This window comes from Planomonospora sp. ID82291, from assembly GCF_015711645.1.
Lineage (GTDB): Bacteria > Actinomycetota > Actinomycetes > Streptosporangiales > Streptosporangiaceae > Planomonospora.
Genome location: NZ_JABTEX010000001.1, coordinates 309,519 through 326,052, shown reverse-complemented (window position 1 = coordinate 326,052; position 16,534 = coordinate 309,519). Strand labels below are relative to the sequence as shown.

Genomic DNA, 16,534 nt, shown 5'->3' with positions numbered 1-16,534 from the left:
TCGGCATGCATGTACTTTTTTTGGTCTTGTGGGCGCTTGTTGCGGTCCAGTGAAGGCGAATGGGATGCCGGGTCGGGAGGCAATTCCCGGTCGCGCCGAACTCCGTCGAGGAAGGCGGAGAGTTATTGCCCGATTACTGATGACATGTACCGATTAGGGGTAATCCGCGACTTATGTGCCGTTGGCCGAACTCATCCGGCTGTGCTCCAATAACCCCTACCCCATGGATGCGTCGGCGTCACATGCGTATCAGCCGTTGTGACGCGATCCCCCCTCTAAGCAGACGATCCGAGGAGAGGCAGCGGAGGCCAGTGAGGACAGCGTCAACCCCCAGCGAACGCGAACCGAGATCGGGCGCCGCCGCTCCGGGGGAATCGCCGCAGGGCGGCCGGATGCCCGGCACCGAGATCGGCGGCACCGCGAGGAGAGGCGGGAGACTGGCCCTCCGCAACTGGCGGGTGCGGTCGCGGCTGATCGCGCTCATCGCCATCCCGACCGTGGCGGCGATCGTCCTGGGCGGCCTGCGGACGGTCACCTCGCTCAGCAGCGCCGCCGAGTACGAGCGCGTGCGCACCGGCGCCGAGCTGACCGCCGAGATCAGCGGGCTCGCGCACGAACTGGAGGAGGAGCGCGACCTGTCCGCCCGCTTCGTGGCGCAGGGACGCGGCGCCGCCGCCCTGGCGAAGCTGGAGGAGCAGTACGCCGACGTCGACCGGATGGCCGGTGACGTCGGTGACCGCATCGACCTCATCCTCGGCGGCGAGCAGGCCGACGACTTCGGCGACCGCGGCAGGGACGAGCTCGCGCAGATCCGCAACCGGATCGACGAGCTCAAGAGCATGCGCGCGACCACGACGAAGACCCGGCTCCCCGCCGAGCCGACGATCGCCATGTACTCCCGGACGCTGGACAACCTGCTGGCCCTGCACGACGAGATCGTGCAGGGCGTCACCGACCAGGGGCTGGCCGCCGGCGCGAACGCGTTCGGCGCACTGGCCCGGGCCAAGGAGAAGGCCTCCGCGGAACGGGCGATCCTCGCCGTGGCCCTCGCCGAGCGGCGGTTCACCTCCGAGGGACTGGACGCCTTCGTCGCCGCCCGGGCCGGACGGGACAGCGAGCTCGCGGCCTTCCGGTCCGAGGCGTCGGTCGCACAGCGGCAGCTGTTCGACGACACCGTCAGCAGCCAGAAGAAGGACCGCGCGGAGTCGATGCGGCTGCGCGCCCTGGTCCTGGCGAGCGAGCAGGCCCCGCTCGTGCGCGTCGACGTGTCCCGGTCCGGGGCCGGCGACCAGGCGAGCTGGTTCGACGCCGCCTCCGACACGGTCGACCGCATGCGCGAGGTCGAGAAGCGGATCGCCGACACCGTCATCGCGCAGAGCCGCGCCCTGCAGGAGGCGGAGCAGCGCGGCGCGCTGATCACCGCGGGCCTCACCGGACTGCTGCTCCTCATGGTCCTGATCGTCACCGCGATCATGGCCCGGTCCCTGGTCAAGCCGCTGCGCCGGCTGCGCACCGAGGCGCTGTCCATCGCGGGAGAGCGCCTGCCGGAGACCGTGCAGGGCATGCGCGAGCGGGGCGAGGTCACCGCCGTGGAGGTCCAGCCGATCGGCGTGGTCTCGTCCGACGAGATCGGCGAGGTCGCGCGCGCCTTCGACGAGGTCCACCGCGAGGCCGTACGGCTGGCGGGCGAGGAGGCGACGCTGCGCAGCAACGTCAACGCCATGTTCGTCAACCTCTCCCGGCGCAGCCAGACCCTGGTCGAACGCCAGCTGGCGCTCATCGAGAGCCTGGAGCACGGCGAGCAGGACGAGGGCCGCCTGGGCAGCCTGTTCCGGCTGGACCACCTGGCCACCCGCATGCGCCGCAACAGCGAGAACCTCCTGGTCCTCGCCGGGCAGGAGCCCGCGCGCCGGTGGAGCCAGCCGGTCCCGCTGATCGACGTGGTCCGCGCCTCGCTGTCGGAGGTCGAGAACTACGAGCGGGTGGACCTGCGCCTGTCCGGCGGCGTCTCCGTGGCGGGCACGTCCGTCAACGACGTCGTCCACCTGGTCGCCGAGCTCGTCGAGAACGCGATCTCCTTCTCCCCGAGGGAGACGAAGGTCATCGTGTCGAGCAACCGCATCGACGGCGGCGGCGTGATGGTCTCCGTCACCGACCTCGGCATCGGCATGACCGCCGAGGAGCTCGCGCAGGCGAACTGGCGGCTGGCCAACCCGCCCGTGGTGGACGTCTCCGTCTCCCGCCGGATGGGCCTGTTCGTGGTCGGCCGCCTGGCCCTGCGCCACGGCATCCGGGTACAGCTCCGCCAGCAGGACAGCGGCGGCCTGACGGCGATGGTGCTCCTCCCGGAGAGCCTGCTCGCCCCCACCGGGCAGACGCCGGGAGCGCCGCCCGCGATGCACGGCGGCGGCTGGGGCGCGCAGGCGCCCTCGGCGGAGCGGCCCCCGGTGATGGCCAGCCCGGTCTCACTGGACTCGACCCGGCCCGCGTTCGCCTCCTTCGAGGCGGCCCAGCAGTCCTTCGGCTCCTTCGACGCCTCGCAGTCCTCGTTCGGAGGGGAGGGGCGCTCGCCGTTCGAGACGGGGCAGTCCTCGTTCGACGCGGGGCGGTCCTTCTCCTCCTTCGGCGGGGACGGCCGCTCCTCCACGGCGGAGAGCCACCTCGGCCGGGCGCCGGTCGACACGCCGTGGCCCGGGCACGTCCCGGCGCCGGGCGCCGGCCCGGCCTGGCCGGGGACCTCCCAGGAGGACCCGGGATCCTGGCCGAGCGCGCCCCCGCGCGGGGACACCGGCGTGTGGCCGGACCCGCACCGCGAGACGCGGCAGGGAGCGCAGGCGCCCCGCACGTTCGACACCGAGGCGGACAGGACGGGTCCCCTGCCGATGGTGCGGGAGCCCTCCGCGCTGGAGGAGGGGCGGGAGGAGTTCCTGCCGATCTTCGCGGCGGTGGAGTCCGACTGGTTCAGGAAGGCCGAACCGGCCGCTCCCCGGGCGGACTCCCCGTCCGGCCCGGGCGCGGACCTGCGGGAGACGGCCGCGCTCCCGTCCCCGGTGTCCTCCGCGGCCCCCGCACCGGAGGCCGGGTCGGCCTGGTCCTCGCCGGCGGACGCCGGCTGGCAGGCGGCCCGGGCGGCCAGCGAGCCGGCGCTCGGCGGGGTCACCGGCGCGGGTCTGCCCAAGCGGGTGCCCAAGGCCAACCTCGTGCCCGGCGCGGTCGCCCCGGACGCGGCCGGTGCTCCACCGGCGCCGGCCCCGCGGCCGGCCGTCTCCCCGGAGGCGGTGCGCAACCGGCTGGCGAGCTTCCAGAAGGGAGTACGGCAGGGCCGGGCGGCCGCGCGCGGAGAGGCCTCCGAGGAGCAGGCGTATCCCGGCTTCGGCCGGGACGGTGAAGGAAGCAGGGAGGAGCGGTGAGCGAGCCCATGACGATGACCGAGGAGGACGACCGGTGCGCGAACTGAGCCAGGCCGCTCGGGGGGTCAACTGGCTGATCACCGACTTCGTGAACAACGTCCCCGGCGTTGCGCACACGGTCGTGGTCTCGACGGACGGCCTGCCGCTGGCGTACTCGGACGGCTTCCCCCGCGATCGGGCCGACCAGCTGGCCGCGGTCGCGGCCGGGCTGCTCAGCCTGACCCAGGGCGCCTCCCGGGTCTTCGAGGGCGGCGCGGTCACCCAGACCGTGGTGGAGATGCAGCGGGGGCTGCTGCTCATCATGTCGATCAGCGACGGCTCCTGCCTCGCGGTGCTCGCCTCGCCCGACTGCGACATGGGCCTGGTGGCCTACCAGATGACCCTGCTCGTCGAGCGGGCCGGGCAGGTGCTGACACCGGCCGTCCGCGCCGAACTCCAGGCCGCCCACCCCCGGTGACGACCCGGAAGGGACGCACCGGGGCACTTCCCTTTCGGAGCCGGAGGAGCCCGCGCGTGAGAGACGAGGGAAGAGATCGGTCAGCATCCGGGCCGCGGCGCGTCGGCGCCGCGGCGGACACCGCCCCAGGAGGACGCCGTGGCAGGCCACGGATGGCCAGGTGAGGGCGACCCGTTAGGCGGGCCGCCCCACCGATCGATGGACGACGCCCGCATGCAGCCGGGCGGTCCCGGCTATCCCGGGCAGCCGGGCATGTACCCGCAGCACGGGCAGCCGCCGGGGGGCCCGGGCCGTCCCGGAGCGCAGGGCGGCCCGCCGCACCACCTGCAGCCGGCGCCGGCGGAGCAGAGCTCCCTGGTCCGCCCCTACGCCGTGACCGGGGGGCGCACCGCCCCCCGGACCCAGCTCGCCATGGAGGCCCTGGTCTCCTCGGCGACCTCGATTCACCATGATCTATCCACCCGCACTCCGGAGTATCAGGCGATCAGCGCCCTGTGCCGGCAAGTGCGTTCGGTCGCTGAGATCTCCGCGATGCTCCGCATCCCCCTCGGCGTCACCCGGATCCTCGTCGCGGACATGGCGGCAGAGGGGCTGGTCCAGTTGCATCAGCCGCAGCTGAACGCGGGCAAGCCGGATCTCAACCTGCTGGAAAGGGTGCTCAGTGGACTTCGCAGGCTCTAGCCGGGGTGGTGGCCTCACCTCGACGAAGATCGTCGTCGCCGGTGGCTTCGGCGTGGGAAAGACCACGTTCGTGGGTGCGGTGTCGGAGATCCTCCCGCTGACCACGGAGGCGGTGATGACCGACGCCAGCGCCGGCATCGACGACGTCGGCCTCACCCCCAACAAGACCACGACCACGGTCGCCATGGACTTCGGCCGGGTCTCCCTGGACCGCGACCTGATCCTGTACCTGTTCGGCACGCCCGGACAGCACCGGTTCTGGTTCATGTGGGACGACCTGGTCCGCGGCGCCATCGGCGCGGTCGTGCTGGTCGACACCCGCCGCCTGGCCGACAGCTTCCCGGCGATCGACTACTTCGAGGAGGCCAGGCTCCCCTTCGTGGTCGCGCTCAACGGCTGGGACGGCGCCCACGCGCACGGCGAGGAGGAGGTGCGGGAGGCGCTGACGCTCGCCCCGGACATCCCGATCTCGCGGACCGACGCGCGCTCCCGCGACGCGGTGAAGAGCACGCTCATCACGCTGGTCGAGCACGCGCTGACGATGCGGATGGCCGTTCCGGGCTGGGGCCGCTAGGGAGGCGGGGCCCCGCCCCCATCGGCCCCCGCCCCCGCCGCCCGGCCCGGCGGCGCCTCACCGGGGCGCCGGGCGCGGCCGTCAGCGGATAGGCTGGGAGGTCGAGTCGCAGACCTGTAGCGCAGAGGCTGGCCAACACGTGTTCGAGACGCTTTCCGACCGGCTCACATCGGTCTTCTCCTCCCTCCGATCCAAGGGTCGGCTCTCCGACGCCGACATCGACGCGACGTGCCGCGAGATCCGCATCGCGCTGCTCGAGGCCGACGTCGCGCTGCCCGTGGTCAAGACGTTCGTCGCCCAGGTCAAGGAACGCGCCCGCGGAGCCGAGGTCTCCCAGGCGCTGAACCCGGCCCAGCAGGTCGTCAAGATCGTCAATGACGAGCTGATCGAGATCCTCGGCGGCGAGACCCGGCGGCTCCGCTACGCGAAGAACCCGCCGACCGTCATCATGCTCGCCGGCCTCCAGGGAGCCGGTAAGACCACGCTGGCGGGCAAGCTCGCCCGCTGGCTGCGGGAGCAGGACCACACCCCGCTGCTGGTCGCCGCCGACCTGCAGCGGCCCAACGCGGTCCAGCAGCTGTCGGTCGTGGCCGAGCGGGCGGGCGTGGCGGTCTACGCCCCCGAGCCGGGCAACGGGGTCGGCGACCCGATCGCCGTGGCCCGCCGGTCGATCGACCACGCCCGCCGGCAGCAGCACGACGTCGTCATCATCGACACCGCCGGCCGCCTGGGCATCGACCAGGAGCTGATGAAGCAGGCCGCCGACATCCGCGACGCGGTCACGCCCGACGAGGTCCTGTTCGTCGTCGACGCCATGATCGGCCAGGACGCCGTCTCCACGGCGCAGGCGTTCATGGACGGCGTCGGCTTCGACGGCGTGGTGCTCACCAAGCTCGACGGCGACGCGCGCGGCGGTGCCGCCCTGTCGGTCCGGCACATCACCGGCAAGCCGATCATGTTCGCGTCCACCGGTGAGAAGCTCGAGGACTTCGACGCCTTCCACCCGGACCGGATGGCCTCCCGCATCCTCGACATGGGCGACATCCTCACCCTGATCGAGCAGGCGCAGAAGACCTTCGACGAGGAGCAGGCCGCCAAGATGGCGGGCAAGCTCACCTCGGGCGAGGGCTTCACGCTGGAGGACTTCCTCGAGCAGATGATGATGGTCCGCAAGATGGGGCCCATCAAGAACCTCCTCGGCATGATGCCCGGCATGGGGCAGATGCGCGACCAGATCAACCAGGTCGACGACCGCGACCTGGACCGCATCGCCGCGATCATCCGCTCGATGACCCCGGGCGAGCGGCAGGACCCGAAGATCATCAAGGGGTCGCGCCGCGAGCGCATCGCCAAGGGGTCCGGCGTCACGGTGACCGAGGTGAACAACCTGGTCGTGCGGTTCTTCGAGGCCCAGAAGATGATGAAGCGGATGGCCGGCGGCATGGGCATCCCCGGGATGCCCGGCGGGCGCAAGGCCGCCAAGGCGGCGCAGAAGAAGGCCGCCAAGGGCCGCCGCGTCAGCGGCGACCCGCGCAAGGCCGCGCTCGGCAAGGGCGCGTCCGGCACGGGCGCCAAGACCCCTGACACGGGCGGGGCCCTCGGCAACCTGGGCGCCGGCCAGCTCCCTCCCGGCCTGGAGCTTCCGCCGGGCTTCGACCCCTCCAGGTTCAAGCTTCCGGGGCAGTGATGGGCGACGACGACGGCGACGAGAGGTTCCACGGGCGCGCCCGCCTGATCTGGCTGGTCATCATGGTGGGTTTCATCGCCGTCGTGGCGCTGGAACTCCTGGGCGTCCGGCCCAAGTGACGCCCGGCCGGCGATCGGGCGGTGCCCGGACGGCCTCGGACGGTGCCCGGACGGCCTCGGACGGTGCCCGGACGCCGTCAGGACGGTCTCGGACGGCGTCCGGGCGGGTCCGCGGTGTCCCCCGCACGGGGATTTTCCCCTTTCCGGACACGGAGGACGGGGATCGGTTGGCCGGGCACCCCCAGACGTCTGGCACAATTGCATGTTGGAACATCGTGACCATGCGGGCGCCCTCTAACCCCCGCCGGTCGCGCCTGTCCCTGCAGCGGCCGGCTCATCGCGCCCCACTCGACGAGACGCCGCTGACCCACGCTCTAATGCAGGAGAGACCACACCAGTGGCAGTCAAGATCAAGCTCAAGCGGCTCGGCATGATCCGCAACCCGCAGTACCGCGTCGTCGTCGCCGACAGCCGCACCAAGCGTGACGGCCGGGCGATCGAGGAGATCGGCCTGTACCACCCGAAGGAGAACCCCTCGCGCATCGAGATCGACGCCGAGCGGGCGGCCTACTGGCTGGGTGTCGGCGCGCAGCCGACCGGGCCGGTGCTGAAGCTCCTCAAGCTCACCGGTGACTGGCAGAAGTTCAAGGGCGAGCCCGCTCCGGCCCCGCTCCTGGTCGCCGAGCCCAAGGCCGACCGCCACGCCGCCTACGAGTCCGCGGCCAAGGAGGCGCTGTCCCTGGACGCCGCCACCACGCCGAAGAAGTCGGCCAAGAAGGCCGCTCCGAAGGCCGAAGAGGCCGCCGCCGAAGCCCCGGTCGAGCCGGCCGCCGCCGAGGAGAAGCCGGAAGGCGAGGCCTGAGGTGCTCGAGGAGGCCCTCGAGCACCTGGTGAAGGGCATCGTCGAGCATCCCGACGACATCCAGGTTCACGCCCGCCGCATCCGCAGCGGACGTGTGCTTGAGGTCCGGGTCCACCCCGAGGACCTGGGCAAGGTCATCGGCCGCGGTGGCCGTACGGCGAAGGCGCTGCGCACGGTCGTCAACGCCCTCGGCGACGGCAAGTACATCCGGGTCGACCTGCTCGACCTGGACGAGGCCCGCTAGGCCCCGGCCGACACGAGATCCATCGAGCGGACGGGTCACCCACCGGTGTGGGTGGCCCGTCTGCTTTCTTTCGACACGACATTCAGGAGACGGGCGTGCAGCTTGTCGTAGGCCGGATCGGCCGCCCGCACGGGCTCCGCGGCGACGTGACCGTCGAGGTCCGCACCGACGACCCGGAGAGCCGCTTCGCGTCCGGCGCGGTGCTCGCCACCGAGCCCGCGTCCGCCGGCCCCCTCGTCGTCGCCTCCCGGCGCTGGCACTCCGGGACCCTGCTGGTCCGCTTCGAGGGCGTGGCCGACCGCGACCGGGCCGAGGCGCTCCGCGGCACCGTGCTCGTCGTCGACTCGGCGGACATCCCGCCCTCCGACGACCCCGACGAGTTCCACGACCACCAGCTCATCGGCCTGGCCGTCGTCACCCCCGCAGGGGAGCGGGCCGGCGAGGTCGTCGACGTGCTCCACCACGGCCAGGACCTGCTGGTCGTACGGCGCGGCGGCGCGGACGTCTATGTGCCGTTCGTCAAGGCCCTGGTCCCGGAGATCGACCTCGAGGCGGGGACGCTGCTCGTGGACGGGCCGCCCGGACTGCTGGACCCCGACCAGATGGCCTGACCATGCGCATCGACATCATCTCGATCTTCCCCGAGTACTTCGCCCCGCTCGACGTCTCCCTCATCGGCAAGGCCAGGGAGCGCGGCATCCTCGACGTCCGCCTGCACCAGCTCCGCGACTGGGCGCACGACGTGCACCGCACCGTGGACGACACGCCCTACGGCGGCGGCCCCGGCATGGTCATGAAGCCCGGCCCGTGGGGCGAGGCCATCGACGACGTGCTCGCCGACGACCCGCGCTCCCGGCCGCGGATCGTCGTGCCGACGCCGAGCGGCGTGCCCTTCACCCAGCGGCTCGCCGTGGAGTACGCCGCGGAGCCGTGGCTGCTGTTCACCCCCGCGCGTTACGAGGGCATCGACTCGCGGGTCATGGCCGAGTACGGCTCCCGCCTGCGGGTGGACGAGGTCAGCATCGGCGACTACGTGCTCGCCGGAGGCGAGGCCGCGGTGCTGGTGATGGTCGAGGCCGTCGGAAGGCTGCTCCCCGGCGTGCTGGGCAACGCCCGCTCCGCGGTGGACGACTCGTTCGCGCCCGGGTCCATGGAGAACCTGCTGGAGGGGCCGGTCTACACCAAGCCGCCCGAGTGGCGGGGGCGGGGGATCCCCGAGGTCCTGCTCTCCGGCCACCACGGGAGGATCGCCCGGTGGCGGCGGGACGAGGCGCTGCGCCGTACCGCCGCGAACCGGCCCGAGCTGCTGGCCGCGCTCGATCCGGGGAGCACGGACAAGCATGACCGGAGGCTCCTGGAGGAGCTCGGATTTCCGGTGGACCGCGAGAATATGGCACACTGAATCGTTGCCGCCGACTGCCTACTGGCCGGCGCGCGCCGCCGGGCCGCAGTTCCCGGCTTCACGACCGACACATCAGTCCAGCATGTGCGTCCATCACGACGCCGCCCCGCCGCGGCCGGATGGACCTCCGCGTGCTCGCGTAAATGAGGTACCACTGTCATGCACACGCTGATCACCGAGCTCGAGAAGGCCACGCTCCGCAGCGACGTCCCGGACTTCCGGCCCGGCGACACGCTCGAGGTCCACGTCCGGGTCATCGAGGGCAACCGCTCCCGTGTCCAGATCTTCAAGGGCTTCGTGCTGCGCCGGCAGGGCGGTGGCGCCCGTGAGACCTTCACCGTCCGCAAGATCAGCTACAGCGTCGGCGTCGAGCGGACCTTCCCGGTGCACAGCCCGGTCATCGAGAAGATCAACGTCGTGACGCGCGGTGACGTGCGTCGCGCCAAGCTCTACTACATGCGTGACCTGCGCGGCAAGGCCGCCCGCATCCGCGAGAAGCGCGAAGCCCGCTAGTCGCATCCGGACCGCCGTCCCGGCCCGCCCCCTCGGGGGCGGGCCGGTCGCATGTGCGGGCGCAGGGCCCGCGCGGGCGACCGTACCGCCGGGCAGGGGGTCCTCCCGCCGGAGCGGGGAAGGACGGGATCCGCCGCCGGAGAGAGGGCGGGCGACCCTACCGCCGGGGGCGGGGGGAGCGCGGGGAGCCGGGTCAACGCTGATGCAATCAGGGACAGCCCTTAACCTGCGGCCTCGACCATCGCGCCTTCGCCATCATCTAGGCTCGTCAGCGATGACTAACGAGGGCCAGGCAAGCGGCGGGGAATCGCCCCGGTCTGTCGAGGACGAGGTGGACGTGGTCGCGGAAGACACCAAGAAGACCGCCAAGGGCGGCAAGGACAAGAAGAAGGGCTCCTTCTGGAAGGAGCTTCCCGTCTTGGTGGTCGTCGCGCTGGTGCTCGCGCTCATCATCAAGACCTTCATCGTCCAGGCCTTCTACATCCCGTCGGAGTCGATGGAGAACACCCTCCTGAAGAACGACCGGGTCCTGGTCAACAAGCTCGTCTACCACGTCCGCGACATCGAGCGCGGCGACGTGGTGGTCTTCTCCGGCGTGGACTCCTGGGACGGCGAGGTGCAGATCGAGGAGCCGTCCAACGCCTTCACGGCCTTCTTCCGCTGGATCGGCACCGCCTTCGGCCTGGTGCCCGGCGAGAAGGACTACATCAAGCGGGTCATCGGCGTCCCCGGGGACGTCGTGAAGTGCTGCGACGGGCGGGACCGCGTCACGGTCAACGGGGTGGCCATCGACGAGAGCGAGTACCTCTACCCGAACGACCAGCCCTCGAAGGAGCCCTTCGAGATCAAGGTTCCGCAGGGCCGGTTGTGGGTCATGGGCGACCACCGGGCGGTCTCCCTCGACTCCCGGGCGCACAAGGGCGACCCCGGCGGCGGGACGATCCCGATCGACCAGGTGATCGGCCGGGCGTTCGTCATCGTCTGGCCCTTCTCCCGGGCCACGACTCTCCCCATCCCCGACACGTTCAGTCAGCCGGCGTTGAACGCCGCCGCGGCCGTCGGAGGGGCGACCCCGCTCCTCGCCGGATTCGCGGGGGCCGTGCCGCTGGTGCTGTGGCGTCGTCGCCGACGCGCGAGGCGGTAGCCGTACCCATGACAGTCGAACCCGACGACAAGCAGAACGAGGTGCCCGAGGACGAGGGCGGACCCGGGGCCGGCGACGGGCGGGACGAGAGGTCCGGCGGCGGCCGGAGCCGGTCCTCCCGCAAGAGCAGCCTGCGGGAGACGCTGGTGCTGCTGACCTCCGGCGTCGTGGTGGCGCTGCTGCTCCAGGCCTTCGTCTTCCAGTCCTTCTGGATCCCCTCGGAGTCGATGGAGAACACCCTGGTCGAGGGCGACCGGGTGGTGGTCAACAAGCTGCACGGCGCGACCGAGCGCGGCGACGTGGTGGTCTTCAAGGGCTGGGACGGCGAGGACACCATCAAGCGGGTCATCGCGGTCGGCGGCGACACCGTCAAGTGCTGCGACGCCCGGAAGCGGATCACCGTGAACGGCGTGCCGATCGAGGAGAAGGCCTACCTCCATCCCGACGACCTCCCCTCGGGGGACGCGTTCGAGAAGGTGATCCCGAAGGGGCGCCTGTGGGTGATGGGCGACCACCGTTCGCAGTCCCGCGACGCCCGGAGCTGGGAGGAGCAGACGGGTGACGGCACGATCTCGGAGGACGACGTGGTCGGCCGGGCCTTCGCGATCTACTGGCCGTTCTCACGGGCGGCGATCCTCTCGACGCCGGAGACGTTCGCCCGGACGTTCACCGAAGGCGGATAGCCCGTTTCCGCCGGAGAGGGCGGTGAGGTCTGGCCGGACGGGGCCGATGGGCGAGAATGAAGTGGGGGCCGGCGCCGCCTGATCGGGCGGGCCGGAAAGGCGTGTGACAGGAGGACCGGTATGAGCGCAGAGGATCTCGAGAAGTATGAGACCGAGATGGAGCTGCAGCTTTACCGTGAGTACCGCGACGTGGTCGGCCTGTTCACCTACGTCGTGGAGACCGAGCGGCGCTTCTACCTCACCAACTCCGTCGACCTGGACGTCCGCACGGCCGAGAACGGCGACGTGTTCTTCGACGTGAAGATGCAGGACGCCTGGGTCTGGGACATGTACCGGCCGGCCAGGTTCGTCAAGAACGTCCGCGTGGTCACCTTCAAGGACGTCAACGTCGAGGAGCTGGCCAAGTCCGATCTGGAGATGCCGAAGGAGGGCTTCTCCGGCTGACGACTCCTCCACAGGCGTTCCCCTCCCCGGCCCGGTGTCCACAGAACCGGGTTCGAGTCCGCTGCGAGGCTGCGGGCTGAGCGAAGGTCGGGACCGGAGGTGGTCCCATGGCCGCGAAGGACGAGCTCGGCAGGCGCGGTGAGCAGCTCGCCGCCGATTACCTGCGGGCGCACGGCATGCAGATCCTGGATCGCAACTGGCGGTGCCGGGCCGGTGAGATCGACGTGGTCGCCCGGGACGGGCGGGCACTCGTCGTGGTGGAGGTGAAGACCCGTTCCGGGCGGACCCACGGCACCGCCTTCGAGGCGGTGACCGGGGCGAAGCTGGCCCGGCTGCGCGGACTGGCCGCTCAGTGGCTGGACGGGCGGTGCGAGCGGTTCGACTCCGTCCGGGTCGACGTGGTGGCGCTGGAGCGCTTCGCCGGGGAGTTCGTGATCCGTCACGAGCAGGGGGTGTGCTGATGCCCTCCGTGTCCTGCCCCCTGTCCTCCCGGGCGTCCTCCGGGCCGTCTTCCGGGCCGTCTTCCGGGCGGCCGGGAGTCCCGGGCCGCCATGGATCGCCCGCCCCGCTCCGGGGGTGGTGCGGGTGACCGTCGCACGCACGCGCTGCGTCTGCCTGATCGGGGTCACCGGGCACGTGGTCGACGTCGAGGCCGACGTCGGCAGCGGTGTGGCCGGCACGCACCTGATCGGCATGCTCGACACCGCGCTGAGCGAGGCGCGCGACCGGGTCCGCTCGGCGGTGGTCAACAGCCGCCACGCCTGGCCGGACGCGCGCATCACCGTCAGTCTCTTCCCCGCGAGCCTGCCCAAGCGCGGCAGCATGTTCGACCTGGCGATCGCGGTGGCGCTGCTCGCCGCGGCGGGGGCCGTGCCCAGGCAGCGGGTCGCCCCGCTGTTCTTCCTCGGCGAGCTCGGCCTCGACGGGTCGGTCAGACCGGTGCGGGGTGTGCTCCCCGCCGTGCTGGCCGCGGTCGCCGCCGGTGCCCGCACGGTCGTCGTCCCGGTGGGCAACGCGGCCGAAGCGGGTCTGGTGCCGGACGTGACGGTGATCCCGGTCCGGGCTCTGGGCGACCTGGTGGGCTGGCTGCGCGGGAGCGGCCACGGCGTCCCCGCCCACCGCGGTGCGCCCGCGTCGGGCGCCCCGCAGGACGGGAGGGCCGGGCCGGGGCAGGGGAGCGGCGGCGCCCCGGACGGCCCGGAGCCGCCGGAGGACCGGGCCGGTGCGGGCCCGTCCGGCGAGGAGGGCCCCGCCGCCGTCCCCGATCTGGGCGACGTGGCCGGTCAGCCCTTCGCCCGCCGCGCCCTGGAGATCTGCGCCGCCGGAGGCCACAACCTCTGGATGCTGGGGGCGCCGGGGACCGGCAAGACCATGCTCGCCGAGCGGCTCCCGACCCTCCTGCCGGCTCTGGAGCGCGACCAGGCGCTGGAGGCGACGGCGATCCACTCGGTCGCCGGGACGCTCCCGGCCGACCGTCCGCTGCTGACCCGGCCGCCCTTCATGGCGCCCCATCACACGGCGACCATCGCGTCCGTCATCGGCGGCGGCAGCGGGACGATCCGGCCGGGTGCGGTCTCGCTGGCCCACGGAGGGGTCCTGTTCATGGACGAGGCCCCCGAGTTCACGATGAGCGTCCTCGACGCGCTCCGTCAGCCCCTGGAGTCCGGCAGGGTGACGGTGTCCAGGTCGATGGGCTCGGTCACGTTCCCGGCCAGGTTCATGCTCGTGCTGGCGGCCAACCCGTGCCCGTGTGCGCGGCCGTCCCGGCCGGAGGAGCCCTGCCGGTGCTCCCCCAGTGCCCGCCGCCGCTACCTGGCCCGGCTCTCCGGCCCGCTGCTGGACCGGGTCGACGTCAAGGTGACGCTGATGCGGGCGACCCGGCGGGAACTGCTCGCCGACCGCCGGTTCGTCGAGCCGAGCCGGACGGTGGCCGAGCGGGTCCTCCTGGCCAGGGAACGGGCCGCGAAGCGGTTCGCGGGCAGGCCCTGGAGACGCAACGCGGAGGTGCCCACGGGCGCCCTGCACACCGACTACCGGTTGCCGGCGAAGGTGATGGCGCCGCTGCTGGGCTGTCTGGACAACGGCGTGCTGAGCGCCCGGGGGCTGGACCGGGTGCTCAGGGTCGCCTGGACGCTGGCGGATCTGAAGGACGGGGGCGGGCCCGGGGCCGCGGAGGTCAACGCGGCGCTCGGGCTGTGGCTGGGGGAGGAGCGGTGAGGGAACGGCTCGCACGGGTCATGCTGATGCGGCTGGCCGAGCCCGGTGACGCGGTGATGGGCAGGCTCGTGGCCTCCTGCGGTCCGGAGGCGGCCGTGGAGCAGGTCCGCCGGGGGGTTCTGGACCCGGAGTTCGTCCGGTGGTTCGCAGACGCCCGCCGCGGGCGCGCAGCGGGCTCCGCAGAGGAGGCGGATGCGCGGCTCGACCGGGTCCTCGCCGCCTGGACGGCCCGGCTGGAGGCGGCGGACCCCGCCGGGGACCTGGCCGAGGGCGAACGGGCGGGGGCCCGCCTGATCACGCCCGGGGAGTCGGAGTGGCCCACCCAGCTGGACGACCTGCGGGACTCCCGGCCCCACGCCCTGTGGCTGCACGGGCAGGCGAACCTGCGCTTCGCCTGCATCCGGTCGGTCGCGGTCGTCGGCTCCCGGGCCGCCACCCCCTATGGAGTGCACGTCGCGGCGGAGTTCGGCGCGGGGCTGAGCGAACGGGGATACGGGGTGGTCTCCGGCGGGGCGTACGGCATCGACGGCGCGGCGCACCGCGGAGCTCTGGCGGGGGACGCGCCGACCGTCGCCGTGCTCGCCTGCGGCGTCGACGTCTCCTATCCCAGCGCGCACCACGACCTGTTCGCCGTCGTGCGGACCCAGGGCCTGCTGGTGAGCGAGAGTCCCCTGGGGGTGCGGCCCACCCGGCCGCGGTTCCTCGTCCGGAACCGGCTCATCGCCGCACTGGCCCGGGGGACGGTGGTCATCGAGGCGGCCGTGCGCAGCGGGGCGCTCAACACGGCCGGTCACGCGGTCGCGCTGAACCGGATCCTGGCCGCCGTGCCCGGGCCGGTGACCTCCGACGCCTCGGCCGGGTGCCACCGGCTGATCCGCCAGGGCGCGGCGGTCTGCGTCACCACCCCGGCGGAGGCGGCCGAACTGGTCGGAGCCATCGGGTGCGATCTGGCCCCTGAGCCGAGAGGCCCGGTGCTTCCGCGCGACGGGCTCCCCGCCGAGGTCCGCCGTGTCCTGGAGGCGGTGCCCGCGCGGAACGGCGCGGGCCCGGCGACGATCGCGGTGGAGGCGGGCGTCGATCTGGAGACCGTGCTCGCCTGCCTGGGCGGCCTGGCCGCCGCCGGGCACGTCGAGAAGGTCTCCCGGGGCTGGCGTCTGCGCCCCGAGAGGCCGGTCGCCGGGTAGCGGACCCGGCGGAGCCGCCTGCCGGACAGCGGGCCGGAGGCTCCGCGGCGGTCAGGAGGTTCCGCCGTGTCAGGAGGCTCCCCCGCGGCCAGGAGGTTTCGGCGGTCAGGAGGTTTCGCCGGGCCCCGTCAGGAGGCTCCGCCGGTCCAGAGCGGCAGGAGCCGGACCTGGCCGCGCCCCAGGAGGAGCAGCGGGTCGAGATAGCGCCGATCACGGAGCAGGCCCCAGTGCAGGCAATCGGTCGGGCAGTGCCCGGGTGCCTCCTCGACCGTGCCGATGGCCTCGCCCCGCTCGACCGCCTGGCCGCGCCGTACCGATGCGCGGACCGGGAGGTAGGTGGTGCGCAGGCCTCCGGGGTGGAGCACGGTGACGACACCGCGCCCGGCGAGGGGGCCGGCGTAGCCGATCGTTCCCGGGCCCGCCGCGCGGACCGGGGCGCCGGGGGACGCGGCGAGGTCGACGCCGCGGTGACCGGGCAGCCAGGGCTGGGGAGGAGGCGCGAAGACCCGCAGGATCCGGGGGTGTCCGGAGACCGGCCATGTCCAGAGCGGTGGCGCCGGCGCGGCCCGGGGCGGGCTGTGAGGCGGGCTGTGAGGCGGGCTCTGAGGCGAGGTCTGGGGAGTGTCCTGGAGTGGGGTCTGGGATGCGCCCCGGAGCGGCGGCTCCGGCGCGGTCCGGGGTGGTACCGGGGGAGGGGGCTCCGGAACGGTGGGCGGTGCGACGGTGGCCGAGGGCTGCGGAGCCGGAGACAGAAGGGCCGGGAGAAGGGCCAGGGCGGGGAGAGTGCGGGATGTCACAGGCGCAAGGATGGACGGCGGGGGCCTGCCCGCGGTGCGGCGAACGGGATTCTGTGGACGGACCGGCGGCGCTGTGGACGCGGTGGTCGGGCGTGGTTTGACCCTGAAAGGTCAAGGTGCGGTGCCGCGGCGGGTACACTTTCCGGTGGCCTGTAACTCACGGGCTGACTTCGCAT

17 protein-coding genes are annotated in these 16,534 nt (G+C 72.7%); 16 read left to right on the top strand and 1 reads right to left on the bottom strand.

Annotated features, from left to right (window positions below; genetic code table 11):
• Nucleotides 1-392: 392 nt before the first annotated feature.
• The 16 genes from HS045_RS01455 (at nucleotide 393) to dprA (ending at nucleotide 15,561) form a co-directional block, all read left to right on the top strand.
• On the top strand, nucleotides 393-3,410 hold the full coding sequence (locus HS045_RS01455; protein ID WP_196449365.1) for a nitrate- and nitrite sensing domain-containing protein: 3,018 nt from the start codon (nucleotides 393-395) through the stop codon (nucleotides 3,408-3,410).
• 43 nt (nucleotides 3,411-3,453) lie between these two features.
• On the top strand, nucleotides 3,454-3,867 hold the full coding sequence (locus tag HS045_RS01450) for a roadblock/LC7 domain-containing protein (RefSeq protein ID WP_196450989.1): 414 nt from the start codon (nucleotides 3,454-3,456) through the stop codon (nucleotides 3,865-3,867).
• 198 nt (nucleotides 3,868-4,065) lie between these two features.
• Nucleotides 4,066-4,548 (top strand): DUF742 domain-containing protein, encoded by a 483-nt coding sequence (locus tag HS045_RS01445; RefSeq protein WP_230883386.1) that lies wholly within the window; start codon nucleotides 4,066-4,068, stop codon nucleotides 4,546-4,548.
• Nucleotides 4,529-5,122, top strand: a complete 594-nt coding sequence (locus HS045_RS01440) for an ATP/GTP-binding protein (protein WP_196449363.1) — start codon at nucleotides 4,529-4,531, stop codon at nucleotides 5,120-5,122. Before HS045_RS01445 ends, HS045_RS01440 begins: the two co-directional genes overlap by 20 nt.
• Nucleotides 5,123-5,261: 139 nt before the next feature.
• Nucleotides 5,262-6,809: a signal recognition particle protein gene (gene ffh / locus HS045_RS01435; RefSeq protein WP_196449362.1), complete on the top strand. Its 1,548-nt coding sequence runs from the start codon at nucleotides 5,262-5,264 to the stop codon at nucleotides 6,807-6,809.
• Nucleotides 6,810-7,265: 456 nt separating this feature from the next.
• Nucleotides 7,266-7,730 (top strand): 30S ribosomal protein S16, encoded by a 465-nt coding sequence (gene rpsP / locus HS045_RS01430; RefSeq protein ID WP_196449361.1) that lies wholly within the window; start codon nucleotides 7,266-7,268, stop codon nucleotides 7,728-7,730.
• A 1-nt stretch (nucleotide 7,731) separates the two neighbouring features.
• Nucleotides 7,732-7,974, top strand: coding sequence for an RNA-binding protein (locus HS045_RS01425; protein ID WP_068895088.1), 243 nt, complete (start codon nucleotides 7,732-7,734; stop codon nucleotides 7,972-7,974).
• Nucleotides 7,975-8,069: 95 nt separating this feature from the next.
• Nucleotides 8,070-8,585: a ribosome maturation factor RimM gene (gene rimM / locus HS045_RS01420; RefSeq protein WP_196449360.1), complete on the top strand. Its 516-nt coding sequence runs from the start codon at nucleotides 8,070-8,072 to the stop codon at nucleotides 8,583-8,585.
• Between the two features lie 2 nt (nucleotides 8,586-8,587).
• On the top strand, nucleotides 8,588-9,376 hold the full coding sequence (gene trmD, locus HS045_RS01415; RefSeq protein ID WP_196449359.1) for a tRNA (guanosine(37)-N1)-methyltransferase TrmD: 789 nt from the start codon (nucleotides 8,588-8,590) through the stop codon (nucleotides 9,374-9,376).
• A 159-nt stretch (nucleotides 9,377-9,535) separates the two neighbouring features.
• Nucleotides 9,536-9,889: a 50S ribosomal protein L19 gene (rplS, locus tag HS045_RS01410; protein ID WP_068895094.1), complete on the top strand. Its 354-nt coding sequence runs from the start codon at nucleotides 9,536-9,538 to the stop codon at nucleotides 9,887-9,889.
• 274 nt (nucleotides 9,890-10,163) lie between these two features.
• Complete coding sequence (gene lepB / locus HS045_RS01405) at nucleotides 10,164-11,033, top strand: signal peptidase I (protein WP_196449358.1); 870 nt, start codon at nucleotides 10,164-10,166, stop codon at nucleotides 11,031-11,033.
• 8 nt (nucleotides 11,034-11,041) lie between these two features.
• Complete coding sequence (gene lepB / locus HS045_RS01400) at nucleotides 11,042-11,716, top strand: signal peptidase I (RefSeq protein ID WP_196449357.1); 675 nt, start codon at nucleotides 11,042-11,044, stop codon at nucleotides 11,714-11,716.
• A 120-nt stretch (nucleotides 11,717-11,836) separates the two neighbouring features.
• On the top strand, nucleotides 11,837-12,160 hold the full coding sequence (locus tag HS045_RS01395; protein ID WP_068895098.1) for a DUF2469 domain-containing protein: 324 nt from the start codon (nucleotides 11,837-11,839) through the stop codon (nucleotides 12,158-12,160).
• Nucleotides 12,161-12,267: 107 nt separating this feature from the next.
• Nucleotides 12,268-12,621, top strand: coding sequence for a YraN family protein (locus HS045_RS01390; RefSeq protein ID WP_196449356.1), 354 nt, complete (start codon nucleotides 12,268-12,270; stop codon nucleotides 12,619-12,621).
• Between the two features lie 124 nt (nucleotides 12,622-12,745).
• Nucleotides 12,746-14,377 (top strand): YifB family Mg chelatase-like AAA ATPase, encoded by a 1,632-nt coding sequence (locus HS045_RS01385; RefSeq protein WP_196449355.1) that lies wholly within the window; start codon nucleotides 12,746-12,748, stop codon nucleotides 14,375-14,377.
• On the top strand, nucleotides 14,374-15,561 hold the full coding sequence (dprA, locus tag HS045_RS01380) for a DNA-processing protein DprA (RefSeq protein WP_307827341.1): 1,188 nt from the start codon (nucleotides 14,374-14,376) through the stop codon (nucleotides 15,559-15,561). Before HS045_RS01385 ends, dprA begins: the two co-directional genes overlap by 4 nt.
• A gap of 128 nt (nucleotides 15,562-15,689) precedes the next feature.
• Here dprA and HS045_RS35985 read toward each other — a convergent pair whose 3' ends face one another.
• Nucleotides 15,690-16,358 (bottom strand): M23 family metallopeptidase, encoded by a 669-nt coding sequence (locus HS045_RS35985; protein WP_307827340.1) that lies wholly within the window; start codon nucleotides 16,356-16,358, stop codon nucleotides 15,690-15,692.
• Nucleotides 16,359-16,534 lie beyond the last annotated feature (176 nt).